A 24945-nucleotide genomic window follows, 5' to 3' on the forward strand; every position below is an offset into this window, starting at 1 on the left:
AACCTATATCTCACCGAGGTAGCGCTCCAAAAAATAAGGAGTCGAGCCCACAGGAATAGGCCCGCCAGCCGCGAAGGACAGTGACCGCGCGCTCGTGCCAGATCTTCGGCGCTACCATCCCTGCAGCCTTTGCCATCGCTCGAACGATCCGGCGGATTGCTTCCTGCCCGGGCGTTTCCAGCGTTGGCGCCGCCACACCAGGTTCACGGGACGTGGCCGTTTGCCCAAAGGATGCAGTCTGTAGAGCGAAAGGTGTAGGATATACTCGCTTATTTTTCGACTATACTTCGGAACTCGTGTGAAGCGACCCTTATAGATTTGACCCCGATAAATTTTGCGAGAGGTACCTGCCATGTATCGCAACGCTCGCCGGTGGACCTCGCGCTCACTTCTGCTGGATTCGTTGATGCCCCGGTGGTTGAGCGTCGGCGGAAAGGGAAAACCGCGCAAGCCTGCCGAAAGGCGTAAGGATAGTGCTCAACTTGCGGCATCCGCGCAGAGCGCGGAAGCAAACAAGCACGGTAATCTCGTCGCCAATCCCGATCATGATGCGGCGCTCGGCGAGCATGATGCTGGACAGAGAGCGGGGGTGATCGGCGGCGCGGACGCTCCGGCCGACATTGACCGCGCAGCACCGTCCTTGCCCTATGCTTTCAAAACGATTGGCGAAAAGGGAGTTCGAGGCGGTGATGTCGCCGCGTCTGTGCTATCAGCTCATATGCCGGATTTTGCGCGGTTCCAGGGGCGCGCGGATGGAGTTGCTTTCGGGGCTGAGTCGTCCCTTCAGCGCACCTACCCTGGAATGAGCGCCATCGGTGATGATCCGCTGGCTCCCTATCTGCCGCAAAGCCCTGCACCGACAGCCTCCGGGCAAGATTCTGCAGCGGCGATCGGGGCGCTTGCGCACTCGGGCAAGGTCGTCATTCTCGAATCGACACCGTCAACGCAGGCGACTGCGCATGAAGCCGGCGCCAGTTCACTGGCGTTTGGCATGCCCTTTGGTGTCTGCGGATGCGGCTATTTTACCTCGCCCGTGCGGATGCTCGATTGGGCTCACGGCGGCGCCATGCTTCAGCCGGACGGCCAACTGCCGGGAACCAGGCTGACCGAGGGGCCGGACTTTGTATCGACGATCAAGCGTGCCATCGGTGCCTCGATCAGCGACCCGCTTCTCGATCGTGATTTATCCCCTCTCTCGGGCTGGCGCGGAACCGCAAGCTGGCGGGAATCAACGGTCCTCACCGGATCGTTGCCAGGCGGCGGAGAGACCGGAACGGGCTCCGCCAAATCGAAGGGCATCGGCATCCTTTCCGGCTCAGTGACGATGCCGCCTTCCCCACAGCAGCGGTCGCTGACAACGCAAAATCTGGCGGCCGCGGCGGCGGCCAACAACATAATCGTGCTGGAAAACCAGAAGCAGGGCAACCCGGAGAGCGAGTGGGGCATCGACGGTGCTGGCAGCTCCAACATCGAGGGTTTTGCGACCGACATCAGCGTCGATAACGGCAAGACGATCAGCTTCAAGATCAATACGAATTCCACCAATTATCGGATCGATATCTATAGGCTCGGCTATTACGGCGGCATGGGCGCCCGCAAGGTCCACACCATTCAGCACACCGGATTGCAGACGCAGCCCACTCCGCTGCGCAACGCCTCGACCGGCACGGTGGATGCCGGCAATTGGGCAGTCTCGGCGTCGTGGACTGTACCAGAGGACGCGGTCTCAGGCGTCTATATCGCCAAGCTGGTGCGTCAGGATGGCACCTCCGGCCAAAATCATATCCCGTTCATCGTGCGTGACGACGACAGCCGCAGCGACATCGTCTTCCAGACCGCAGATCAGACCTGGCAAGCTTATAACGGCTGGGGTGGCGCAAACTTCTATGGCGGCAACGGACCGGCGACGGGGCAGGGAGCTGGCCGTGCCTATGCAGTCAGCTACAACAGACCGATCGCGACCCGCGGTGGCGTGGGAACCGTTGCTGGCCCGCAGGACTATCTCTTCGGCGCCGAATACGCAGGCATCTATTGGCTGGAGCAGAACGGCTACGATGTCTCGTATCTATCGGGTGTGGACGTCGACCGCTACGGCAGCCTGTTGCTCAATCACAAAGCCTATATCGATGCCGGGCATGACGAATACTGGTCGGGCCAGCAACGCGCCAATGTCGAAGCCGCCCGTGACGCGGGGGTTAACCTGCAGTTCTGGAGCGGCAACGAGGTCTATTGGCGCACCCGCTGGGGCAATGCCTATAGCGCCGATGCCACGCCTTACCGCACGCTGATCTCCTATAAGGAGACCTGGTCGCCGGGCGCCAGCATCGACCCTTCCAACGAATGGACAGGTACTTTCCGTGATCCGCGCCTCAGCCCACCCGCTGTCGGCGGCGGTAATCCGGAAAACTCACTGACTGGGCAGCTGTTCCAGGTTGACGACGTCGGCAGCAATCTCCAGGCGATCACTATTCCCTATGACGATGCCAATTTGCGTTTCTGGCGCAATACGAGCGTCGCCAATCTTCAGCCCGGCCAGACGGCGACGCTCACCAAGAACTATCTTGGTTACGAGTGGGACGAAGCCCCCGACAACGGCTTCGATCCGGCCGGCCTAGTCAAGCTGTCTTCGACGACGGTTCCTGTAAGCACCTACCTGCTCGACTATGGCAACACCACCGGCAATGGCGTCTCGACCCATAATTTGACGCTCTATCGCGCTCCGAGCGGAGCGCTGGTGTTCGGTGCCGGTACCGTCTACTGGACATGGGGCCTGAGCGACAATCACGACCTCACGGCGACTCCGACGGACCCGCGCGTGCAGCAGGCAATGGTCAACTTGCTTGCCGATATGGGCATTCAGCCCGGGACGCTGCAATCCGGGCTGGTCGCCGCGACGGCTTCGTCGGACCAGGTTGCGCCGACCTCCGTCATAACGGTGCCAGCAACGGCGACCGTCGGATCCACCGTTACGATTACAGGCACCGCTGCCGACACGGGCGGCGGGGTGGTCGCCGGCGTCGAGGTTTCCACCGACAATGGCGCAAGCTGGCATCCAGCGACAGGCGATGAGAACTGGACCTATCGCTGGTCGCCGCAGGCCGTCGGTAGCTATACGATCCTGTCCCGTGCCGTAGACGACAGCATCAATCTCGAAGCACCCTCGGCTGGTCGCACGGTTACCGTCAGTGGGCCAAGCTACACGTCTCTCTTCGGCGCGGCGACTCCGGCCGTCGTCAATACAAACGATACGTCAGCCGTCGAACTCGGGGTCCGCTTCCAAACCTCTGTGGCTGGGACTGTCAGCGGCATTCGCTTTTACAAGGGAAGTCAGGACACCGGTACGCATACAGGTTCACTCTGGTCTAGCACCGGCACGCGGATCGCGACTCTCACCTTTGCCAACGAGACCGCCAGCGGCTGGCAGACCGCGTATTTTTCCAGTCCTGTGGCTTTGACGCCCGGACAGACCTACACGGCGTCGTACCACACGAATGTCGGTCGTTACTCGACAACCACCAACTATTTCGTCTCGAACGTAACGAGTGGGCCGCTGACGGCACCGGCGAGCGGTAATGGCGTATATAGATACGGTAACAACAGCCTGTATCCTACTGCCAGCTTCAGCGCGACGAATTACTGGGTCGACGTGATGTTCAATCCCTCGTCCTCGAACACGACGCCGACGGCAGTTGCCGATGCCGGGGATGCGACGGAGAAGGGCGGCGTTGCCAACGGCTCGGGCGGCGTGTTGGCCAGCGGCAACGTCTTGACCAACGACACCGATCCGGATGCCGGCGACACCAAGACGGTGACGGCGGTCCGCTTCGGCACGACATCAGGCACGCTCGGCGCAGCGCTGAACGGCACCTATGGCAGTCTGGTGCTCAATGCATCGGGCGCCTATAGCTATGCCGTCAACGAGTCCAATGCCGCCGTGCAGGCGCTGCGCCAGTCGACCAACACGCTGAGCGACGTCTTCAGCTATACGATGCGCGATACTGCCGGCGCCACCGCCACGGCAAACCTCACCATCACCATCCACGGCGCCAACGACGCGCCGGTGCTCGCCGTCCAGACGGCTGGCCAGAACGCCACCGTCGGCTCCGCCTTCTCCTTCACGCTGCCGACGACCACCTTCAGCGATGTCGACAGCGGCGACACGCTGACCTATGCGGCAACCGCTGCCGATGGCACGGCGCTGCCCTCTTGGCTCACCTTCAATGCCTCGACGCGCACCTTCAGCGGCACGCCGACGGCAACCGGCACCTATGGCGTCCGGGTGACGGCGACCGATCTCGGCGGCCTCGCCGCCAACGAGACCTTCAATATCGCCGTGTCGACATCAGGCAACACGGCGCCGACGGCGGTTGCCGATGCCGGGGATGCGACCGAGAAGGGCGGCGTTGCCAACGGCTCCGGCGGTGTTGCGGCCAGCGGCAACGTCTTGACCAACGACACCGATCCGGATGCCGGCGACACCAAGACGGTGACGGCGGTCAGCTTCGGGGCGACGTCAGGCACGCTCGGCGCAGCGCTCAGCGGCGCCTATGGCAGTCTCGTGCTCAACGCATCAGGCGCCTATAGCTATGCCGTCAACGAGTCCAATGCCGCCGTGCAGGCGCTGCGCCAGTCGACCAACACTCTGAGTGATGTCTTCAGCTACACGATGCGCGACGCTGCCGGCGCCATCGCCACGGCAAACCTCACCATCACCATCCATGGCGCCAATGACGCGCCGGTGCTCGCCGTCCAGACGGCGACCCAGAACGCCACCGTCGGCTCTGCCTTCTCCTTCACGCTGCCGACGACCACCTTCACCGATGTCGACAGCGGCGACACGCTGGCCTATGCGGCAACCGCCGCCGACGGCACGGCGCTGCCCTCTTGGCTGAGCTTCAACGCCTCGACGCGCACCTTCAGCGGCACGCCGACGGCAGCCGGAACCTACGGCGTCAGGGTCACGGCGACCGATCTCGGCGGCCTCGCCGCCAACGAGACCTTCAATATCACTGCGACAGTGGCGCCGGCGACCTACAGCCTGTTCAACGCTTCCAGCACACCGGCCCAGACGAACCTCAACGACGGGCAGCAGCTCGAGCTCGGCGTCAAGTTCCAGTCGAACGTCGCCGGTGATGTCACCGCCATTAAGTTCTACCGCAGCGCCAACGACAACGGTCAAAACGTCGTCGACCTGTGGACTTCCACCGGCACCAGGCTCGCCACCGCCACCTTCAGCAACACCACGGCGAGCGGCTGGCAGACGGTGAACTTTGCAACACCCGTCACCATCGCCGCCAACACAACCTATGTCGCCTCCTACCACACAACAGGCGCCTACGTGGCGACCAACAATTTTTATACGGCCGCAGTCACCAACGGTCCGTTGACGGCTCCGTCGAGTGCCGCCGCCGGCGGCAACGGCGTCTACCGTTATGGCGGATCCGCCACCACAGGCATTTTCCCGAATGCCACCTATAATGCTGCCAACTATTTTGCTGATGTGGTTTTCCGTCCCTCGTCCCCGAACACGACGCCGACGGCAGTTGCCGATGCCGGGGATGCGACGGAGAAGGGCGGCGTTGCCAACGGCTCGGGCGGCGTGGTGGCCAGCGGCAACGTCTTGACCAACGACACCGATCCGGATGCCGGCGACACCAAGACGGTGACGGCGGTCCGCTTCGGCACGACATCGGGCACGCTCGGCGCAGCGCTGAACGGCACCTATGGCAGTCTGGTGCTCAATGCATCGGGCGCCTATAGCTATGCCGTCAACGAGTCCAATGCCGCCGTGCAGGCGCTGCGCCAGTCGACCAACACGCTGAGCGATGTCTTCAGCTACACGATGCGTGACACTTCAGGCGCTACCGCCACGGCAAACCTCACCATCACCATCCACGGCGCCAACGACGCGCCGGTGCTCGCCGTCCAGACGGCTGGCCAGAACGCCACCGTCGGCTCCGCCTTCTCCTTCACGCTGCCGACGACCACCTTCAGCGATGTCGACAGCGGCGACACGCTGACCTATGCGGCAACCGCTGCCGATGGCACGGCGCTGCCCTCTTGGCTCACCTTCAATGCCTCGACGCGCACCTTCAGCGGCACGCCGACGGCAACCGGCACCTATGGCGTCCGGGTGACGGCGACCGATCTCGGCGGCCTCGCCGCCAACGAGACCTTCAATATCGCCGTGTCGACATCAGGCAACACGGCGCCGACGGCGGTTGCCGATGCCGGGGATGCGACCGAGAAGGGCGGCGTTGCCAACGGCTCCGGCGGTGTTGCGGCCAGCGGCAACGTCTTGACCAACGACACCGATCCGGATGCCGGCGACACCAAGACGGTGACGGCGGTCAGCTTCGGGGCGACGTCAGGCACGCTCGGCGCAGCGCTCAGCGGCGCCTATGGCAGTCTCGTGCTCAACGCATCAGGCGCCTATAGCTATGCCGTCAACGAGTCCAATGCCGCCGTGCAGGCGCTGCGCCAGTCGACCAACACTCTGAGTGATGTCTTCAGCTACACGATGCGCGACGCTGCCGGCGCCATCGCCACGGCAAACCTCACCATCACCATCCATGGCGCCAATGACGCGCCGGTGCTCGCCGTCCAGACGGCGACCCAGAACGCCACCGTCGGCTCTGCCTTCTCCTTCACGCTGCCGACGACCACCTTCACCGATGTCGACAGCGGCGACACGCTGGCCTATGCGGCAACCGCCGCCGACGGCACGGCGCTGCCCTCTTGGCTGAGCTTCAACGCCTCGACGCGCACCTTCAGCGGCACGCCGACGGCAGCCGGAACCTACGGCGTCAGGGTCACGGCGACCGATCTCGGCGGCCTCGCCGCCAACGAGACCTTCAATATCACTGCGACAGTGGCGCCGGCGACCTACAGCCTGTTCAACGCTTCCAGCACACCGGCCCAGACGAACCTCAACGACGGGCAGCAGCTCGAGCTCGGCGTCAAGTTCCAGTCGAACGTCGCCGGTGATGTCACCGCCATTAAGTTCTACCGCAGCGCCAACGACAACGGTCAAAACGTCGTCGACCTGTGGACTTCCACCGGCACCAGGCTCGCCACCGCCACCTTCAGCAACACCACGGCGAGCGGCTGGCAGACGGTGAACTTTGCAACACCCGTCACCATCGCCGCCAACACAACCTATGTCGCCTCCTACCACACAACAGGCGCCTACGTGGCGACCAACAGATTCTTCACGAATGGTGTCTCGAACGGCCCGTTGACGGCTCCGTCGAGTGCGGCTGCCGGCGGCAATGGCGTCTACGCCTATGGCGGATCCGCAACAACGGGCCTCTTCCCGACCAGCACCTACGATTCGGCAAATTACTATGCCGATGTGGTCTTCCGACCGCAGCTTGCTTCGTGATGCATTGATAAGACCAGGTACGGGCTGAATGAGGGTGAAATGCTCCCCGCTGCGACGGTCGCTCCGAATGCCCACTTTCAAGGGATGCTGATGAACAGGGTGATGAACAGGAAGGGCCGGCTCCCGGTGACAGTGCTTGCCGGTTTTCTCGGCGCCGGCAAGACGACGCTTCTCCGCCACGTGTTGACCAACCGTCAGGGCCTCAGGGTCGCCGTCATCGTCAATGATATGAGCGAGGTGAACATAGACGCGAGTCTCATTCGAGACGGTGGCTGCAACCTGTCGCATACGACGGAGACATTGGTCGAACTCAGCAATGGCTGCATATGCTGTACCCTGCGCGACGACCTCCTGACGGAAGTGCGGCGACTGGCCGAAGAGGGGCGATATGATTATCTGCTGATAGAAGGGACCGGCATTGCCGAGCCATGTCCGATCGCGGCAACCTTTTCATTCCGCGACGAGAATGGTGTTTCGCTCTCCGATTTTGCGAAACTTGATACGATGGTGACCGTTGTCGATGCTGCAAGCCTCCTGGCCGACTACAGCAGCGCCGACCTGCTTCGCGATCGCGGCCTGCAGCGGGACGGCGAGGACCGGCGAACACTCATCGATCTGTTGGTGGACCAGATCGAGTTTGCCGATGTTGTCGTGATCAACAAGATCTCGAACGCCACCGAGGAGATCCGCGCGGAAGTCCGCAAGACCGTGGCTGCACTCAACCCGGATGCGCGCCAGGTGGAGACGGACTTCGGCAAGGTTTCTCTCGCGTCCATCCTCAATACGGGCCTCTTCGACGAAGCGAAAGCCGCCGCTCACCCGTTGTGGCACAAGGAACTGTACAGCCCGGGCGACCATGTTTCGGAGACGGAGGAATACGGGGTATCGAGCTTTGTCTATCGAACGAGGCGCCCCTTCGATCCCACGCGGTTTCGAGCATTCCTGGACGAGCCCTGGCCGGGGGTCATCCGTGCCAAAGGCCATTTCTGGCTTGCGACGCGACCGCGTCACGTGGGTCTGATGTCGGCTGCCGGGGCGCAACGGCGCTGCGAACCCATGGGACTTTGGTGGGCGGCCGTTCCCCGACAGGACTGGCCAAGCCATCAGCAGTTTCGTCAGCAGATCGAGCGCCGGTGGGACAGCGCCTGGGGCGACCGTCGGCAGGAGCTCGTTTTCATCGGTGTTGATATGGACGAGACAGGCGTCCGGACCGCGTTGGACGACTGCCTGGCCAGCGCGGATCCGCGGGACTGGTCGGCTCTCGAAGATCCATTTCCGGCCTGGTAGCGCGGCGCAGCGCGGGAGACTACAGGCTCGACTGGCCGAACCGGCAAAACAAGACCGACGAGCTTCCTTTTCACCCAGCGCCCGCGGCTTAGCGGGAGCATCAGGCAGCTTGAGGCCTGTCGATCGGAGGCGCGGCGAGATCATCATATGGGCGTATGGAGGTACCACCCACATACCCAAGATTGCTGTCGTACGTTCCGTTTCGAAAGCTGGCAGGATGAAGTCATTCAATGCTGGTCGACGGGAAACGGGGACGCCGCTCTTGCTGAGATTTCATGTCAGGAATCGCAAATATCTCACTATGGCCGGCGGCACGCCGTGCATCAGTCACGCAACCTCGGCCTGGACTGCACTGCTTGGAACACCGGCCGTAGTGTCTTCGAGCACTCAGGCTCCATTCGGCCTCGCCAACCAGGGCAGTGCAACCGTCCAATCCTCCTTCACCGGCATGACCGAAACGCCCCTGATATTTTCCGGCGAAATGCAAGCGTCCCTGTCGCCGACGGCGATGCCGGCGCCCGGGGGAGATGGCGGCGCGCAAGACAGTTTGATCCAGACGGCGACGGTTGCAACGGTGTTCCAGACGCCTACCTCGATATCGGAGCGCACCGTGCTTGGCCCGGATCCGTACGAGGAGGCTGCGACACTGCCTGCCGCTCCTGTGCTCACGGGTGTTACCAGCGATGCCGACACTGGAAGCGCCGAGACGGCTGCGCCTGTCAGTTCCGACAGCACCCTCGGCACGACCTCCCTGCGTCTTCAGGCCTCGATAGCATCCCTCTCGGTGGAGCCGAGTGAGGAGGTTTCTACTGAGACGACCGCGGCTTCGCCGGCACCGGTGGCGGCCGCTCCGGCCGTGCCGACGCTCAACAAGATCGCGCTCGAAAACCTGAAGCAGGGCAACCCGATCAGCGAATGGGGGCTAGAGGGCGATGGCAAGGGCACCATCCAGGGTTTCGCCACCGAAATCAGCACGAATATCGGCCAGACGGTCGATTTCAAAATCGCCACGGATTCTACCCATTACCGCATCGATATCTACCGCATGGGCTACTACGGCGGTGCCGGCGCGCGCAAGGTCGATTCGATCGAACAGCAGCTGACCACGGCGCAGATCCAGCCGCATCCGATCGTCGACATGTCGCTCGGCCTCATCGATTGCGGCAACTGGTCGGTTTCCGCCAGCTGGCAGATCCCTGCCGACGCCGTCTCCGGCGTCTATTTCGCCAAGCTGGTGCGAGAGGACGGCACCGAGGATGCGAGCATCATTCCCTTCGTCGTGCGCGACGATGCCTCGACCAGCGATATCGTCTTCCAGACGTCGGATACGACCTGGCAGGCCTACAATGCCTGGGGCGGCGCCAGTCTCTATTACGGCGAAGTGCCCGTCGACCCGGCGGACATGATCGGCTACCTGCCGCCGAACTGCAGTTGCGGCCTGACGGCGATCGGCCGGGCGTCGGCGGTGAGCTACAACAGGCCGATCATCACCAATACGAGCCCGATCGGCGGCTCGCACGATTATATCTTCGGCGTCGAATCCTCTGCAATCTCCTGGCTGGAGCAGAACGGCTACGACGTGTCCTATATCTCGGGCGTCGATGCCACGCGCAGCGGCGCGCTGCTGCTCAACCATGATGCCTATCTCTCCGTCGGCCATGACGAATACTGGTCGGCCGAGCAACGCGCCAATGTCGAGGCGGCTCGCGACGCCGGTGTGAACCTCGCCTTCTGGAGCGGCAACGAATGCTACTGGAAGGTCCGCTGGGAAAGCAGCATCGACGGCAGCGGCCAAGCTTACCGCACCATGGTCTGCTATAAGGAGACCTGGGGCACGAGCACGGACCCGAGCAATGTCGGCACCGGCACCTGGCGCGACCCGCGTTATGCCGATCCGGGGCAGGAGCCGGAGAATTCGCTGACCGGCACCATGTTCCAGGTGGACAGCTACCGCCAGGATACGATCTCGATCCCCTACGACTATTCGAACCTGCGCTTCTGGCGCAATACCGATGTCTCCCAGCTGAATGAAGGCGACACCTACAATCTGGTGCAGAACCTGCTTGGCTACGAGTGGGATTCCGATGTCGAGAACGGCTTCCGGCCGGACGGTCTCATCAACCTGTCGCTCTCCTCCATCGCGGTCAGCACCTATCTGCGCGACTACGGCACTACGGTTGGCGACGCGGTGGCGACCCACAGCCTCACCATGTATCGGGCCGAGAGCGGCGCGCTGGTCTTCGGCGCCGGCACCGTTTTCTGGTCCTGGGGCCTGAGCGACAACCACCAGGGCCCGGCAACATCGACCGATCGCAACGTGCAGCAGGCGATGGTCAACATGTTCGCGGACATGGGCATCCAGCCGACCACGCTCGATGCAAGCCTGATCCTGGCGACCCAGTCGACCGACACTCTAAAGCCGACTTCGTCGATCAGCTCGCCCATCGTGGGCGCAAGCTTCGTCGAAGGACAGCGCGTGACGATCACGGGCACGGCGCAAGACTTTGGCGGAGGCATCATCGCCGGCGTCGAGGTCTCCACCGACGGGGGCCAGCACTGGTTCAAGGCGTCAGGCCGCGAGAGCTGGAGCTATAACTGGGTCGTCCAGGCAAGCGGTACTTATACGATCCTGTCGCGCGCCGTTGACGACAGCGTCAATCTGGAGGCGCCGTCGGCCGGCAAGCAGGTCACGGTCACTCTGCCGGGAACGACGACCAGCCTGTGGACGCTTGCCGAAAAGCCTACGGTCGAAACGGCGATCGATCGCGATCCGGTCGAGCTCGGCCTGCGTTTCCAGGCGACGACGGCAGGTTCGGTGCAGGGCATCCGCTTCTACAAGGGCTTCTACAATACCGGCGAACACGTCGTCAGCCTGTGGACCGGTGACGGAACGCTGCTGGCGACCGGCGTGTCGGTGGGCGAACCGCTTTCCGGCTGGCAGACCGTGATGTTCTCCAGCCCGATCCAGATCGCGGCCGGTACGACCTATGTAGCGTCCTATCACAGCAAGGGATTTTTCTCCCTCACCGAGAACTATTTCAACGGGTCCTATGCCAGCGGCGCACTGAAGGCCGTCGATGGCGGCGGCGTCTTCGCCTACAGCACCAATGCCGGCACATTCCCCGGCCAGAGCCCCGGCGGCTCCAACTATTGGGTGGACGTGGTCTTCGACGCCGGCCCGAACAGCCAGCCGGTGGCAACCGACGACAGCGGGCTGGTCATCGGCCACAACGGAACGCTTGTCATCTCGATTGCTGCACTCGTGGCAAATGATGTCGACGCCAACGGCGATGCGCTGACCATCACCGCCGTCGGCAATGCCCTCAACGGCACGGTCGCTCTCAACAAGCAGGCCGGAACCATCACCTTCACGCCGGCCAACAATTATTCAGGCCCGGCAAGCTTCACTTACACGCTGTCGGACGGGCGCGGCGGCGCGGACCAGGGCAGTGTCAGCCTGACCGTTCAGGCCGCTCCCGCCGGCGAGACCCTGTTTACCGGCAGCGAAGGACCGACGGGCGGCAGCTTCAACGACAATACGGCGATGGAACTCGGAATGAAGTTCGTCGCTTCCGCAAACGGTGCGATCTCCGGCATTCGCTACTACAAGGCTGCCGGCGATACCAGTGTGCATACCGGCTCCCTTTGGAAGGCCGACGGCACACTCCTTGCGACGGTCACTTTCACCAGCGAGTCGCTCTCCGGTTGGCAAACCGCGACCTTCTCGACACCGCTACAGATCACGGCGGGCGCGACCTATGTCGCCTCCTACCACACGACCGGCACCTATGTCGCGACGACAGGCTATTTCAACACGGCGCATACCAACGGCTCGCTGACGGCGCTTGCAGGCAGCAATGGCGTCTACGCGGTCGGATCGGGCTCGACCTTCCCGACCTCCAGTTACCAGTCGACGAATTACTGGGTCGATGTCGTCTACAATCAGTCGACGGGCAATACGGTGCCGGTGGCTGCCAATGACAACGGCTATACGACCTACACCAATACGGCTCTGTCGATCGCCGCTGCGAACCTGCTTGCAAACGACAGCGACGCGGATGGCGACCTGCTTGTCATCACCGGCGCAGGCGGCGCGGTCAACGGTTCGGTGTCCTACGACAGCCAGACGCAGACCGTCACCTTCACGCCAACGGCAGGATATTCTGGGCCGGCGAGCTTCAGCTATTCCATCGCCGACGGTCAGGGCGGCACGGCATCCGCCCAGGTTTCGCTTACCGTCAACGCCCAGGGAAGCGAGCAGAACCTCTTCAGCGCCAATGAAACGCCTGCAATCGTCTCGGTGAACGATAACCAGCAGGTCAACCTGGGCATGAAATTTCAGGCCGACACGGCAGGCTGGATAACGGGCATCCGCTTCTACAAGGGCGCCGAAAATACAGGCCCGCATAACGGCTATCTCTGGACCGCCTCGGGCACGTTGCTTGCAAGCGTCACCTTCAGCAACGAAACGGCAAGCGGCTGGCAGACCGCCACTCTCGCCCAGCAGATCGCGGTCGAAGCGGATACGACCTACGTCGTTTCCTACAGCACGAACGGCAATTACTCGGCGACCAGCAATTACTTCAGCACCGGGAAGACGAGTGGCGACCTCAGGGCGCTCAGCGGCGACAATGGCCTTTATGCCTACGGATCGAGCGGGTTGTTCCCGACCAGCAGTTACAACAGCACAAACTATTATGTGGACGTGGCGTTCAAACCGCAGCTCGCGGCGTAAAGGCGAGCGGGGGTATCGATGACAGGTGCAGACAATCGACTTCCGGTGACGGTCCTGGCGGGGTTTCTCGGCGCCGGCAAGACGACGGTGCTCAATCATGTTCTGCACAATTGTGAGGGATACCGGATCGCCGTGATCGTCAACGACATGAGCGAGATCAACATCGATGCCGATCTCGTCCGTGACGACGGAGCCAACCTCTCGAGAACGGATGAAACCCTCGTCGAGCTTACCAATGGATGCATCTGCTGCACCTTGCGTGACGATCTCCTGACCGAAATCCGGCGTCTCGCCGCCACGGGTCGTTTCGACTACCTTTTGATCGAGGGCACGGGGATTGCCGAGCCGCTGCCGATAGCGGCGACCTTCTCCTTCCGGGACGAGAGCGGAGCGGCGCTCTGCGATGTCGCGCGGCTCGATACCATGGTTTCCGTCATCGATGCGGTCAATCTTCTCGCCGATTATGCCAGCGCCGAGTTCCTCGCGGATCGCGGCGAAAGCCGGGACGGAGACGACAAGCGCAAGCTTGTGGAACTGCTCGTCGAGCAGATTGAATTTTCCGATGTCGTCATCATCAACAAGGCAGGTGATGTGTCGTGCGCGATTCTTGCCGAGGTCCGCCGGATCGTCGCGGCACTTAATCCGGATGCGCGTGTCATCGAGGCGGTGTTCGGTCAGGTGCCGCTTGGCGCGATCATGGATACCGCCCTCTTCAGTGAAGCCAAGGCCGCCCGCCACCCGCTCTGGCACAAGGAGCTTTACGGCTGGGGCGATCATGTGCCGGAGACCGAGGAGTACGGCATAACAAGCTTCGTCTATCGCAGGCGCCGGCCATTCGATCCCGCGCGGCTGAGCCGCATCCTCGAGCGGCCATTGCCCGGTCTCATCAGGGCGAAAGGCCATTTCTGGCTGGCCACCCGGCCGGACGAGATCGGCCTCCTGTCGATTGCCGGCACGCAATGCCGCATTGACACCAGGGGGTTCTGGTGGGCCTCGGTGCCGCGGGCGCATTGGCCGCGTCATCCGCAATTCCGTAAGTTGCTCGATCGCCATTGGGACGATGTCTGGGGCGACCGCCGCCAGGAGCTGGTCTTCATTGGCTCCGGCGTCGACGAGGAAGCCATCCGCACCGCGCTCGACGATTGCCTGATCGGAGAGGAGACGGGTTTTGATCCCCAGACAGCCGTCGGCCTTCGCGATCCGTTTCCGCCATGGCGGCACGATACGCACGCATCGGACCGGAAAGTGTGAAGCGGCTTTCGGTCCGATGCGTCGACTCAAAGGTGAACAGGTTTTGATTATCAACCAGAGGAGAGAACAATGAGCAGCGAACTTTATGCGGACGGTATCGGCGAAATCACCGTCACGGGAACGATCGTGCGCATCGACCTGATGTCACTCTCGGCCACCGAGCGTGACGCCAACAACAATCCGAAGCCGGTTTTCCGCCAGCGCATCATCATGCCTATCGATGCCTTCGCCAATGCGGTCGATCTCATGCAGAAGGCGCTTGGCGGGTTGGTGGAGGCGGGTGCGGTTCGTCGCATCGGTGACATGTCGGCCGCAGCAGCAGCTGATATCCAGGCGGTGCAGGGCAGCGCGTCGAACGCTTCGCCGAACTTCAACTGACAAACGGGTCTAGAGCGCAGCGCGTCGGTTCGGACGCGCTCCAACCTTTTGAAGCTAAGCCTCGGTCTCGTATCGTTTCGGGTGGGCCATGAGTGATTTTCTGCATACCAATCTGCACTGTCTTGCGTTCGTCGCGCGTCATCATGGCGTCGACCTATCCCCTGAGCGATTGCAGCACGATTACGCGGTCGGCAACGATCCCGTCGCCGTGCGGCGGTTGTTGCGGATGGCGAGGGATGCCGGCCTTCGGGCGAGGCACCTCAGCCTCGACTGGCAGTCACTGTTCCGGCTGGGCGAAGCATTTCCCGTGCTTGCCGAACTTACCAACGGCAATTGGGTGGTCGTCGCCGGGGCGGGGGGGAGCGGGGAGGACGAAAGAATACAAGTTCTCGACCCGCTTGCCACGCGCCCCGAGGTCATTCTCCTGAGCGAGGAGCAATTCGCCAAGGCCTGGTCCGGATCGGTGGTTCTCCTCAAGCGCAACTATCGCATGTCGGACGAGGATCGGCCGTTCGGGTTCCGTTGGTTCATACCGGAAATCATCAAGCAGCGAAGCTTCTTCCGCGACGTGGCGCTCGCGGCCTTCGTTCTTTACGGCCTCGGGCTGACGACGCCGATGTTCTTTCAGCTCGTGATCGACAAGGTGCTCGTGCATCAGAGCTATGCGACGCTGACGGTTCTGACGGTAGGTATCGCGGTTGCGCTCGTCTTCGACGCTACATTCACTTTCCTGCGCCGGTATCTCCTGCTCTACGCGACCAACAGGATCGACATCAGGGTTGCGACACGCACATTCGGGCATTTGCTCAACCTGCCGATCGCGCTCTTCGAGCACGCCTCGGCCGGTGTTCTCGTCAAGCACATGCAGCAGACGGGGCGCATCCGCGAATTCCTGACCGGCCGGTTGTTCCTGACGCTTCTCGACGGCGTATCGCTCTTCGTCTTCGTGCCGATCCTGCTTCTCTACAGCGTCAAGCTGACGCTCGTGGTGCTCGGCTTCGCAGCACTCGTCGGGCTCGTCGTGATGATGCTCGTCGGACCGTTCCAGCGCCGTCTCCAGGCGCTCTACCAGGCGGAAGGCGACCGGCAGGCACTGCTGGTGGAAACCGTGCACGGCATGCGCACCGTCAAATCGCTGGCCCTGGAGCCGCGCCAGCGCAAGGTGTGGGACGACTATTCGGCGCAATCGATCTCGGTGCGCTTCCGGGTCGAGAAGATATCTACAATCGCACAGGCGATGACAGGGCTTCTGGAGAAGCTGATGAGCGTTGCAATCATCGGGCTTGGCGCACTCGACGTGTTCTCCGGCGCTATGACGATCGGCGCGCTAGTCGCCTTCAACATGCTCGCTGGCCGTGTCTCGGGACCGCTGGTGCAGATCGTCACCATGGTGCACGAATATCAGGAAGTGGCTCTGTCCGTACGCATGCTCGGCGAGATCATGAACCAGCGGCCGGAGCAGGCCGGACGCGGGCGCGGTGTGCGGCCGCATCTGCATGGCCGCATCGAATTCGACCGGGTCACCTTCCGCTATGCTCCCGATACGGCGCCCGCGCTCGACAATGTCTCCTTCGCCATTCCGGCAGGCTCGGTCTTCGGCGTGGTCGGCAAGAGCGGCTCCGGCAAGACGACGATCACCCGGCTGATCCAGGGGCTTTACCAGAGCCAGGAGGGGCTGGTGCGCATGGATGGTTACGACAGCCGCGAGATCGACCTCGTGCACCTGAGAACCAGCATCGGAGTCGTGCTGCAGGACAATTTCCTGTTTCGCGGCACGGTGCGCGACAATATCGCCGCCGCAAAACCCGATGCCAGCATCGAGGAAATCATGCAGGTGGCCCGCGTCGCCGGTGCGGAAGAGTTCATCGAGCGGCTGCCGCGCGGCTTCGACACGATGCTGGAAGAAAATGCCGCCAATCTCTCCGGCGGCCAGAAGCAGCGGTTGGCAATCGCGCGCGCACTGATCACCGATCCGAAGCTTCTGATCTTCGACGAGGCGACAAGCGCGCTCGACCCCGACAGCGAGGCGATCATCCGCGAGAATCTGAGCCGGATCGCGGCCGGGCGCACCGTCGTCATCGTCTCGCACCGGCTTTCGACGCTTGTGGATGCCGATGCCATTCTCGTCATCGATCGCGGCAAAGTCGCCGATATCGGCCGGCATGACCAGCTTGTGTCGCGCTGCATGACCTATCGCCACCTGTGGGCACAGCAAATGAGGCAGGTCGCATGAACGCGCGCGTCAGAAAATCCGGCGAAAACCTGCCCGTAGCCTCGGACCATAGCCCATCAGGCAAGGGGCCGCCAGGCAGGGGCGGGCAGCTCACCGCCCGCCTGCCGCTGCCGCCGGCAATCGCGGAATTCCAGTCCGACGCCGTCGAACTCGAGGAACGTGCTCCGCCGCGCGTTGCGCGCATGACGCTCTATTGCGTGACGGCGCTGATTGCTGCGACCATCATCTGGGCCTCCGTCTCCGATATCGACGAGGTGGTGATCGCGCCCGGCAAGCTCGTCACCACCCAGCCGACCATCGTCGTCCAGCCGCTCGAAACCTCGATCATCCGCACGCTCGATGTGAAGGCCGGCGAGGTGGTGCATGCCGGCCAGACGCTCGCAACCCTCGACGCCACCTTCAGTCAGGCCGATGTCGACCAGCAGCAGGCGAAGTTCTCGGCTCTCGACGCCCAGGTGAAGCGCATCGAGGCGGAACTTGCCGGAGACGACTACACGATGATGGCGGGAACGACGCCCGACGAGATGCTGCAGGTGCAGCTCTTCGGCCAGCGGCGGGCCTTCTACACGGCGCAGCTGCAGAATTTCGAGCAGCAGATCGCCGGCCAGTCGGCAGCGCTTGCCGCGGCCAAGAACCAGGAGGCCGTGCTCATCGACAGGCGCGACACGCTCTCGCAGATCGAAGGCGCGCGCACACGGCTCTACGACAAGCAGAGCGGCTCGCTGATCACCATGCTCGGATCGCGCGACGCCCGCCTCGACGTCGAGTCCGATCTGACGGCCGTTCGCGGCAAGGCCGACGAGGCGGCGCATGCCTATGCCAAGCTGAAAGCCGACCGGCAGGCCTTCATCGAGGATTTCCGCCGGGCAGCGATGGAGCAGCTGGTGGAGCTGCGCGGCCAGCGCGACATGGCGGATGAAGAGCTGAAGAAGATGGAGTTGCGCCGCAACATGGTGTCGCTGACAGCACCTGCCGATGCCGTCGTGCTCGATCTCGCCCAGCGCTCTATCGGCTCCGTCGTGCGCGAAGCCGAACCGATCGTCACGCTGGTGCCGATCAACGTGCCGCTCGAAGCGGAGGTGTCGATCAACACCCGCGACATCGGCCGCATTGCCGTGGGTAAGGAGGCTCGCATCAAGCTGGACGCCTATCCTTTCCAGAAATACGGCACCGCGTCGGGCGAAGTTCGCACCATCAGCCAGGACACGTTTATGACCGGCCAGCAGCAGGAACAGGCTGCCACCCCAAGCCAGCCGGCAGCGCCTTTCTTCAAGGCTCGCATCCTGCTTGCGGATACGAGGCTGAACGCCTCGGATGTGCCGGTCAGACTGCTGCCGGGCATGACCGTCTCCACAGAGATCAAGGTGGGCAACAGGACCGTGATCTCCTATTTCCTTTACCCGCTGCTGCGTGGCCTTGATGATGCCATCCGGGAACCGAACTGAGGGAGCCGCAGACGAGGTGTGGGCGCCTAAGCTCGCTTGGGGGCGCCGGGTGGCGCAAGGATTCCAGGCCGCCGCCCGAAAAACTGGTTGCGTATCAGCGGGAGCCGCATTCGATCCGATATCCGCCTTACCGGCAAGTGGCGAGAAAGGCGCGAATTGCTGCAGGGATATCGCCGAGATGGAGGAGGGGCGCATGGCCTTGCCCCTCGGCGGTATGAAGGACCAATCCGGAATGCAGCCGGGCCATTTCGATCGCGATCTCCTTCGAAAGCAGCGGTGAATTTTCGCCGCGGATCAACATCAGCGGAATGCGGCTCAGGCTTTCGAATTGTGCCCAGAGATCGGGCAGCGGCTGATTGAAGTCGACCGATCTCAGCACCTCGGCGATCGCCGGATCGAAGTCGGCGACCGGCCCTCCGCCGACGTCGCGATAAATGGCAAGCGCCATCTGGCGCCAGTCCTCGGCTGTCAGCGCGGTAAACGAAGCGCTGTGATCCGCCTGCAATATTTCGGCGGCCTCTTCCCAGTCAGCCGGCTTTCTGCCGCTGTTGAGGTAGTCGCGTATAAGCGCCAGGCCTCTCGCTTCGATCGCAGGTCCGATATCGTTCAGGACCACAGCTTCGAGGAGATCCGGCCGTGTCGCCGCGAGCAAATGCAGGATCAGGCCGCCCCGCGACGTGCCGATGAAAACCGCTCGCTCGATGCCGAATGCCGCGCAGGCGGCAATGACATCGCCGGTCTCGACGGCGAGATTGTAATTTGCCTTGTTCTCATCCCACGCGGAATTGCCACGGCCGCGCGCATCGAGCGCGATCACCCTGCGCGGGTCCGTTCTGTCCCCGCTGAGAAGCAGCGCAAGCGGATGAAAGTCCCTAACATTGCGGCTCAGGCCGGGCAGGCATATCACCGGCAGCCGTCCGGCGGCTACCGGCTGCTCGGGCCGGTAGTCGCGTGCATAAAGCCTCAGCCCATCGGAGGAAGAGTAAAATCGTTCCTGGAAACCGCCCGCATCCATATCCGGCATTCGCATCCCTCAAGACCTGTCTGATCGCGAAAATCTAGAGCATGTCTCGCAAGAATGCGCAGCGGTTCTGCGATAAAGACATGCGGAAAAACAAAGACCAGCCTGCTTTTCAAACCGCGCCAAACAGCTTCAGGAGGCGCTGCGCCCACCGATCAGGTCGCGCTCGATATCCGTCGCCTGGCCAAGACGGGCCTTGTAGACTTCGTAATTCTCCATCACCCGCTGCACGTAATTGCGCGTCTCGGGGAAGGGGATACGCTCGATCCAGTCGACGATCTCGTCGATCGGCCGGCCGCGTGGATCGCCGTAGCGCCCGATCCATTCCGGCACCCGCTTCGGCCCGGCATTATAGGCGATGAAGGTGAGGATATAGGAGCCGCCGAAGGCTTCGATCTGCTCGCCGAGGTAATGCGCGCCGAGCGTCGCATTGTAACCGGCATCGGCCGTCAGCTTGTCCTTGGAAAAAGTAATGTTATGGCGCTTGGCCACTGCCTGGGCGGTGCCGGGCAGAAGCTGTAGCAGGCCGCGCGCATTCGCCGCCGAAACGGCGGCCGGGTTGAAGGCACTTTCCTGGCGGGCAATCGCATAGGCGAGCGCCTTGCCGGAGCCGGAGATATTGGCATTCGCCGGAATTACGCCGACCGGAAAGGCGAGCGCGGCGACATCGATGCCGCGGCCATAGGCGATCTTGCCGACCTGCAGTGACAGATGATGATTGCCTGATTGCTCGGCCTGCGCCGCAAGGATCGCCAGTTCGCCCGGGCTCTGCAGCTGATCGGCGAGCGCGAGATAGAGGATGCCGGCCCGCCAACCGTGGCCGGCTGCCTCAAGTCTGGCAATGGCCTGCACGGCCTCGCGCGCCTGGAAGCGCTGGCGGTCGGCTGCGCTCGGTGTGGGATAGGTAACGTTGAGCGTCTTGCGTCCAAGCCTTTCGGCCGCGAGCTGCCCATAGAAGGTGCCGGGAAAATTCGCGGCCTTGCCGTAGAATTCGCCGGGGGTGCCTGGTCCGCCGGCCTCGGCTGCCCGCCCGAGCCAGTACCAGGCGCGCGACACCGAGATGGGGCCGTTCGACGTCGCCAGAATCTTGCGGAAATGCCTTTCCGCCGTTGTTGGGTCTCGCAGACCGCGCAGCGCATACCATCCGGCATGGAACTCTGCCTCGACGATATCCGTCGGGCTGGTTGCCGCCGAGTTTGCTACGACGCGGTAGGCCGGTCTGAATTGCCCCTGATCGACGAGACCGCGGCTGACGATCCGCTGTTCGTTCCACCATTCGCTGGCATTGACGAGTTCGCCCTGTTCACGCGGCATCTTTTCCAGAAGCGCTGCCGCTTCGGCATATTTGTCCTGCTTGCGCAGATATTCGATGCGCGCGAACAGCAGGCCGGCATCGCCTCTCCATTTCGCCTCGACGCTGTTGAGCAGCGCGCCGGCATTGCCAGCTTTGGCGTCGACCGCGGCCCAGGCCTTGTAGAGGGACTGCGCCTCGCCCATGTCGCCGAAGCGCTTGGCCTGCGCCACCCGGCCACGATACATCAGATAATCCATCCGCGCCTTATGGTCGGCCGGCGTCAGCAGGGCGGAAAACTCGAGGAGGATCTTGTCTTCGCTCGCCTTGTCGAGAGCCTCCGCGCGCCACACCTTGCGGATATATTTTGCTGCCTGCGCCTGCTTGCCCGACGCAATCAGCGCCCGCCCGAGAATGACGGCGCCCTGCATCGTCTCCGGCGCGGTATCGCCGAAGGCGGCGAGCACGGCAGATGGGGCGGGTTTTTGTCGTAGAGCGCGCGCTCGGAATAGGAGCGCAGCCTGGAAAGGCCGGGCCAACCCTTGAGCTCCTGCGCAGCACTGGCGATTTCATAGGAGGGAACGCCCTTCAATCCGGACACGGCGATCGCCCAGGTGAGAATATGACGGTCGAGCGTACCCTCGCGCATGCCGTCGCGGATCGACAGAGCCAGTTGAGGACTCTTGGCGGAAAGCGCGTCGAGGCCGGTTTTCAGATCGCTGGCGACGGGCGCGACGGCCGAATTGCGCGGGATCGCGCCGGTTGTCAGCGCTTCCGGTATCGAGGTCTCGGGAACGAAGCCGATCGGCTTGATGCCAGGCGTCGGAACGCTTTCGCCTGGAAGCGGCGAAGCAAGGCTGCCCCACGCAGCGGCAACGAAGCCGAAGGCGGTCAGAATCAAGACAGCTTTCTTCATCCGGGATCTCGCAACGAAAACACGCCCCGCCCATTTGGCTAGAGGCATCTTAACGAAACCTTACCGTACCAGGTAAAATTCATTCACATCTGCTATCGGAATTTGCCCTAAACCGAACTCTCCGCGCTTGTCGCGATGATTTCGGCGCTCTATGGTGCGCAAAATATTCATGGAATGCGGCCGAAGCAAGGATTTGGTCGTGAGGAGCTTTGCATGTTCAATGGGTCCATTCCCGCCCTCGTCACCCCCTTCACCGATGCCGGACTGATCGACGAAGCGAGCTTCGCCGCCCATGTCGACTGGCAGATCAAGGAAGGCAGCAGCGGTCTCGTTCCGGTCGGCACGACTGGCGAATCGCCGACGCTGTCGCATGCCGAGCACAAGCGTGTCGTGGAACTCTGCATCGAAGTGGCGGCAAAACGCGTTCCCGTCATGGCCGGCGCCGGTTCGAACAATACGCGTGAGGCGGTCGAACTTGCCCAGCATGCTGAAAAGGTCGGCGCCGACGCCGTGCTTGTCGTCACGCCCTATTACAACAAGCCGACGCAGAAGGGGCTGATCGCGCATTTTTCGGCGATTGCAGAGGCCGTCGCCCTGCCGATCTATATCTACAATATTCCCGGCCGTTCGGTGGTCGACATGACGCCGGAAACGATGGGGACGCTTGTCAAAGCGCACAGGAATATCGTCGGCGTCAAGGATGCGACGGGCAAGATCGAGCGTGTCTCCGAGCAGCGCATTACCTGCGGCAAGGATTTCAGGCAATTGTCCGGCGAAGACGCCACGGCGCTCGGGTTCAACGCCCATGGCGGCGTCGGCTGCATCTCGGTAACGGCCAACGTCGCTCCGCGCCTCTGCGCCGATTTTCAGGCCGCGACGCTGGCCGGCGAATACGCCCGCGCGCTGGAATATCAGGACCGGCTGATGCCGCTTCACAAGGCGATCTTCCTTGAGCCCGGCCTCTGCGGCGCCAAATACGGCCTCTCCAAGCTCGGCCGTATGAGCCGCAACGTTCGCTCGCCGCTGCTTTCGACGCTCGAACCGGCAACCGAAGCAGCGATCGACGCCGCCATGCGTCACGCCGGGCTGCTGAACTGAGGAAACCGGCCGTCTTCACAAGGCGGGGTCATTCCCTTACATAAAAGGGCAAGCAATGCGGGCGCGGCGTTTCGCGCGCCTCGAAGGGAATATCGTCATGGCCCCCAAAGGCAGCCAGCGCGTGGTGAACAAGGTCGTGGCCGAAAACCGCAAGGCCCGTTTCAACTACGAGATCATCGATACTTATGAGGCGGGACTTGTGCTGAAGGGCACGGAGGTCAAGTCGCTGCGCGAAGGCAAGGCCAATATCGCCGAATCCTACGCATCGGATGAGGATGGCGAGATCTGGCTCATCAATTCCTACTTGCCGGAATATCTCCAGGCGAACCGCTTCAATCACGAACCGCGCCGGCGCCGCAAGCTGCTGCTGTCGGGCCGTGAAATCCATCGCCTGCGTTCAGCCGTCAACCGCGAAGGCATGACGCTGGTCCCGCTGAAGATCTATTTCAACGATCGGGGTCGGGCGAAGATGGAGCTGGCGCTCGCCAAGGGCAAGAAATTGCACGACAAACGCGAATCCGAGAAGGAGCGCGATTGGAACCGGCAGAAGAGCCGCTTGCTGAAGGATAATGGCTGACGATCACGCCGCAGCTGATCGGCTGGTGGCGCTTGCTATCACTCTTCGAAATCGCTGGCCGGGGCGACTTCGGCTGGACGCGGCGCCCGCTCCGAGGGATCGCGACCAATCTCGGCCTTCAGAGACAGGAGGTCGATGAAATGATCGGCCTGCCGGCGCAGGTCGTCGGCGATCATCGGCGGCTGCGTCGCCATGGTCGAGATCACCGAGACCTTGCGGCCCCTGCGCTGCAGCGCCTCGACGAGGTTCGTAAAGTCGCCGTCGCCGGAGAAGATGACGAGATGGTCGACGGTTTCCGATTGCTCCATGGCGTCGATCGCAAGCTCGATGTCCATGTTGCCCTTGATTTTCCGCCGGCCCATGGAATCGGTGAATTCCTTGGCGGGCTTGGTGACGACTTTGTAGCCATTATAGTCAAGCCAGTCGATCAGAGGGCGGATCGATGAATACTCCTGATCCTCGATCAAGGCCGTATAATAGTAGGCGCGCAGGAGGTAGCCGCGTTTCTGAAATGCTTTCAAGAGCTTGCGGTAATCTATGTCGAAACCGAGGCTCTTGGATGCAGCGTAGAGGTTGGCGCCGTCGATGAAGAGTGCAATTTTTTCGCGTGGGTCAAACATCGCTTACCAATTCCAATGAGAGAAATCGAAATTCGCATGGCATCAAACTTCAATAAATACAACGGCTTATTGTGACCTTTGATTTGATGCTTACTTTACTAAGTGTTCATATAAGAGAGATTTAGGGCACGATTCCGCATATTCCAAGCAACCATCGGTGGAATTGTCACATTCTCCATGGAAATTTAGCTCGGTCGCGGATAAAGAGGAGAGGCCGGAACGAAAAACTTGTATTTGCCCGGTTTTAATTGTATCGGGCGTGCTAATCCCGAAATGACGACCGTAAAGGACAGGCAATGGCCCGTGTCACAGTTGAAGATTGCATTGACAAGGTGGAGAACCGCTTCGAGCTGGTTCTGCTCGCCAGCCACCGCGCCCGGCTGATTTCCCAGGGTGCATCGATCACCATCGATCGCGACAACGACAAGAATCCTGTCGTGGCGCTGCGCGAAATCGCCGACGAGACGCTTTCGCCCGATGATCTCAAGGAAGATCTGATCCATTCCCTGCAGAAGCATGTCGAAGTAGATGAGCCCGAGCCCGATCCGGCCAGCATGATCGCCGCCGGCGCCGCCGCTGCCGCCGATAGCGAGGAGCAGGACGATCTGCCGGAGACGATCACTTTCGACCAGATGTCGGAAGAAGAGCTGCTTGCCGGTATCGAGGGCCTCGTGCCGCCGGAAAAGAGCGACGATTATTAAGCGCTTCG

General features: G+C 62.3%; 12 protein-coding genes and 1 pseudogene. 10 read left to right on the forward strand and 3 right to left on the reverse strand.

Annotated elements, in window-relative coordinates:
• The first annotated feature begins 352 nt into the window (after positions 1–352).
• From J2J98_RS06860 to J2J98_RS06890, 7 genes are all read left to right on the forward strand, one after another.
• Positions 353–7384 (forward strand): DUF4082 domain-containing protein, encoded by a 7032-nt coding sequence (locus J2J98_RS06860; RefSeq protein WP_207602718.1) that lies wholly within the window; start codon positions 353–355, stop codon positions 7382–7384.
• Between the two features lie 102 nt (positions 7385–7486).
• Positions 7487–8671 (forward strand): GTP-binding protein, encoded by a 1185-nt coding sequence (locus tag J2J98_RS06865; RefSeq protein ID WP_207603093.1) that lies wholly within the window; start codon positions 7487–7489, stop codon positions 8669–8671.
• Between the two features lie 217 nt (positions 8672–8888).
• Positions 8889–13406, forward strand: a complete 4518-nt coding sequence (locus tag J2J98_RS06870; protein ID WP_207602719.1) for a DUF4082 domain-containing protein — start codon at positions 8889–8891, stop codon at positions 13404–13406.
• A gap of 18 nt (positions 13407–13424) precedes the next feature.
• On the forward strand, positions 13425–14657 hold the full coding sequence (locus J2J98_RS06875) for a GTP-binding protein (RefSeq protein ID WP_207602720.1): 1233 nt from the start codon (positions 13425–13427) through the stop codon (positions 14655–14657).
• Between the two features lie 69 nt (positions 14658–14726).
• Positions 14727–15035 carry a hypothetical protein gene (locus J2J98_RS06880; protein WP_064706747.1) on the forward strand — a complete coding sequence of 103 codons (309 nt, stop codon included), beginning with the start codon at positions 14727–14729 and terminating at the stop codon, positions 15033–15035.
• 88 nt (positions 15036–15123) lie between these two features.
• A complete protein-coding gene (locus J2J98_RS06885) occupies positions 15124–17268 on the forward strand; it encodes a peptidase domain-containing ABC transporter (protein ID WP_064706748.1) in 2145 nt (714 codons plus the stop codon).
• Positions 17265–18713, forward strand: a complete 1449-nt coding sequence (locus tag J2J98_RS06890) for an HlyD family type I secretion periplasmic adaptor subunit (protein ID WP_207602721.1) — start codon at positions 17265–17267, stop codon at positions 18711–18713. Before J2J98_RS06885 ends, J2J98_RS06890 begins: the two co-directional genes overlap by 4 nt.
• 127 nt (positions 18714–18840) lie before the next feature.
• On the opposite strand, the gene J2J98_RS06895 is transcribed toward J2J98_RS06890, so the two are convergent.
• Positions 18841–19737 (reverse strand): alpha/beta fold hydrolase, encoded by an 897-nt coding sequence (locus J2J98_RS06895; protein ID WP_207602722.1) that lies wholly within the window; start codon positions 19735–19737, stop codon positions 18841–18843.
• Positions 19738–19866: 129 nt separating this feature from the next.
• A pseudogene (locus tag J2J98_RS06900) lies at positions 19867–21941 on the reverse strand (lytic transglycosylase domain-containing protein).
• 213 nt (positions 21942–22154) lie between these two features.
• Here J2J98_RS06900 and dapA point away from each other — a divergent pair.
• Together dapA and smpB are read left to right on the forward strand one after the other, a co-directional pair.
• Entirely contained in the window at positions 22155–23039 is an 885-nt protein-coding gene (gene dapA, locus J2J98_RS06905; protein ID WP_064692423.1) for a 4-hydroxy-tetrahydrodipicolinate synthase, read from the forward strand.
• Positions 23040–23136: 97 nt separating this feature from the next.
• The gene (gene smpB, locus J2J98_RS06910) at positions 23137–23616 is read left to right on the forward strand and encodes an SsrA-binding protein SmpB (protein WP_004675044.1); all 480 of its coding nucleotides are present in this window, start codon (positions 23137–23139) and stop codon (positions 23614–23616) included.
• Positions 23617–23654: 38 nt separating this feature from the next.
• Here smpB and J2J98_RS06915 read toward each other — a convergent pair whose 3' ends face one another.
• Entirely contained in the window at positions 23655–24236 is a 582-nt protein-coding gene (locus J2J98_RS06915) for a LabA-like NYN domain-containing protein (protein WP_038687915.1), read from the reverse strand.
• Positions 24237–24532: 296 nt separating this feature from the next.
• Here J2J98_RS06915 and rpoZ point away from each other — a divergent pair, with 296 nt between their 5' ends.
• The gene (gene rpoZ, locus J2J98_RS06920; RefSeq protein WP_064706754.1) at positions 24533–24937 is read left to right on the forward strand and encodes a DNA-directed RNA polymerase subunit omega; all 405 of its coding nucleotides are present in this window, start codon (positions 24533–24535) and stop codon (positions 24935–24937) included.
• The last annotated feature ends 8 nt before the right edge of the window (positions 24938–24945 follow it).

Source organism: Rhizobium bangladeshense (genome assembly GCF_017357245.1).
Lineage (GTDB): Bacteria > Pseudomonadota > Alphaproteobacteria > Rhizobiales > Rhizobiaceae > Rhizobium > Rhizobium bangladeshense.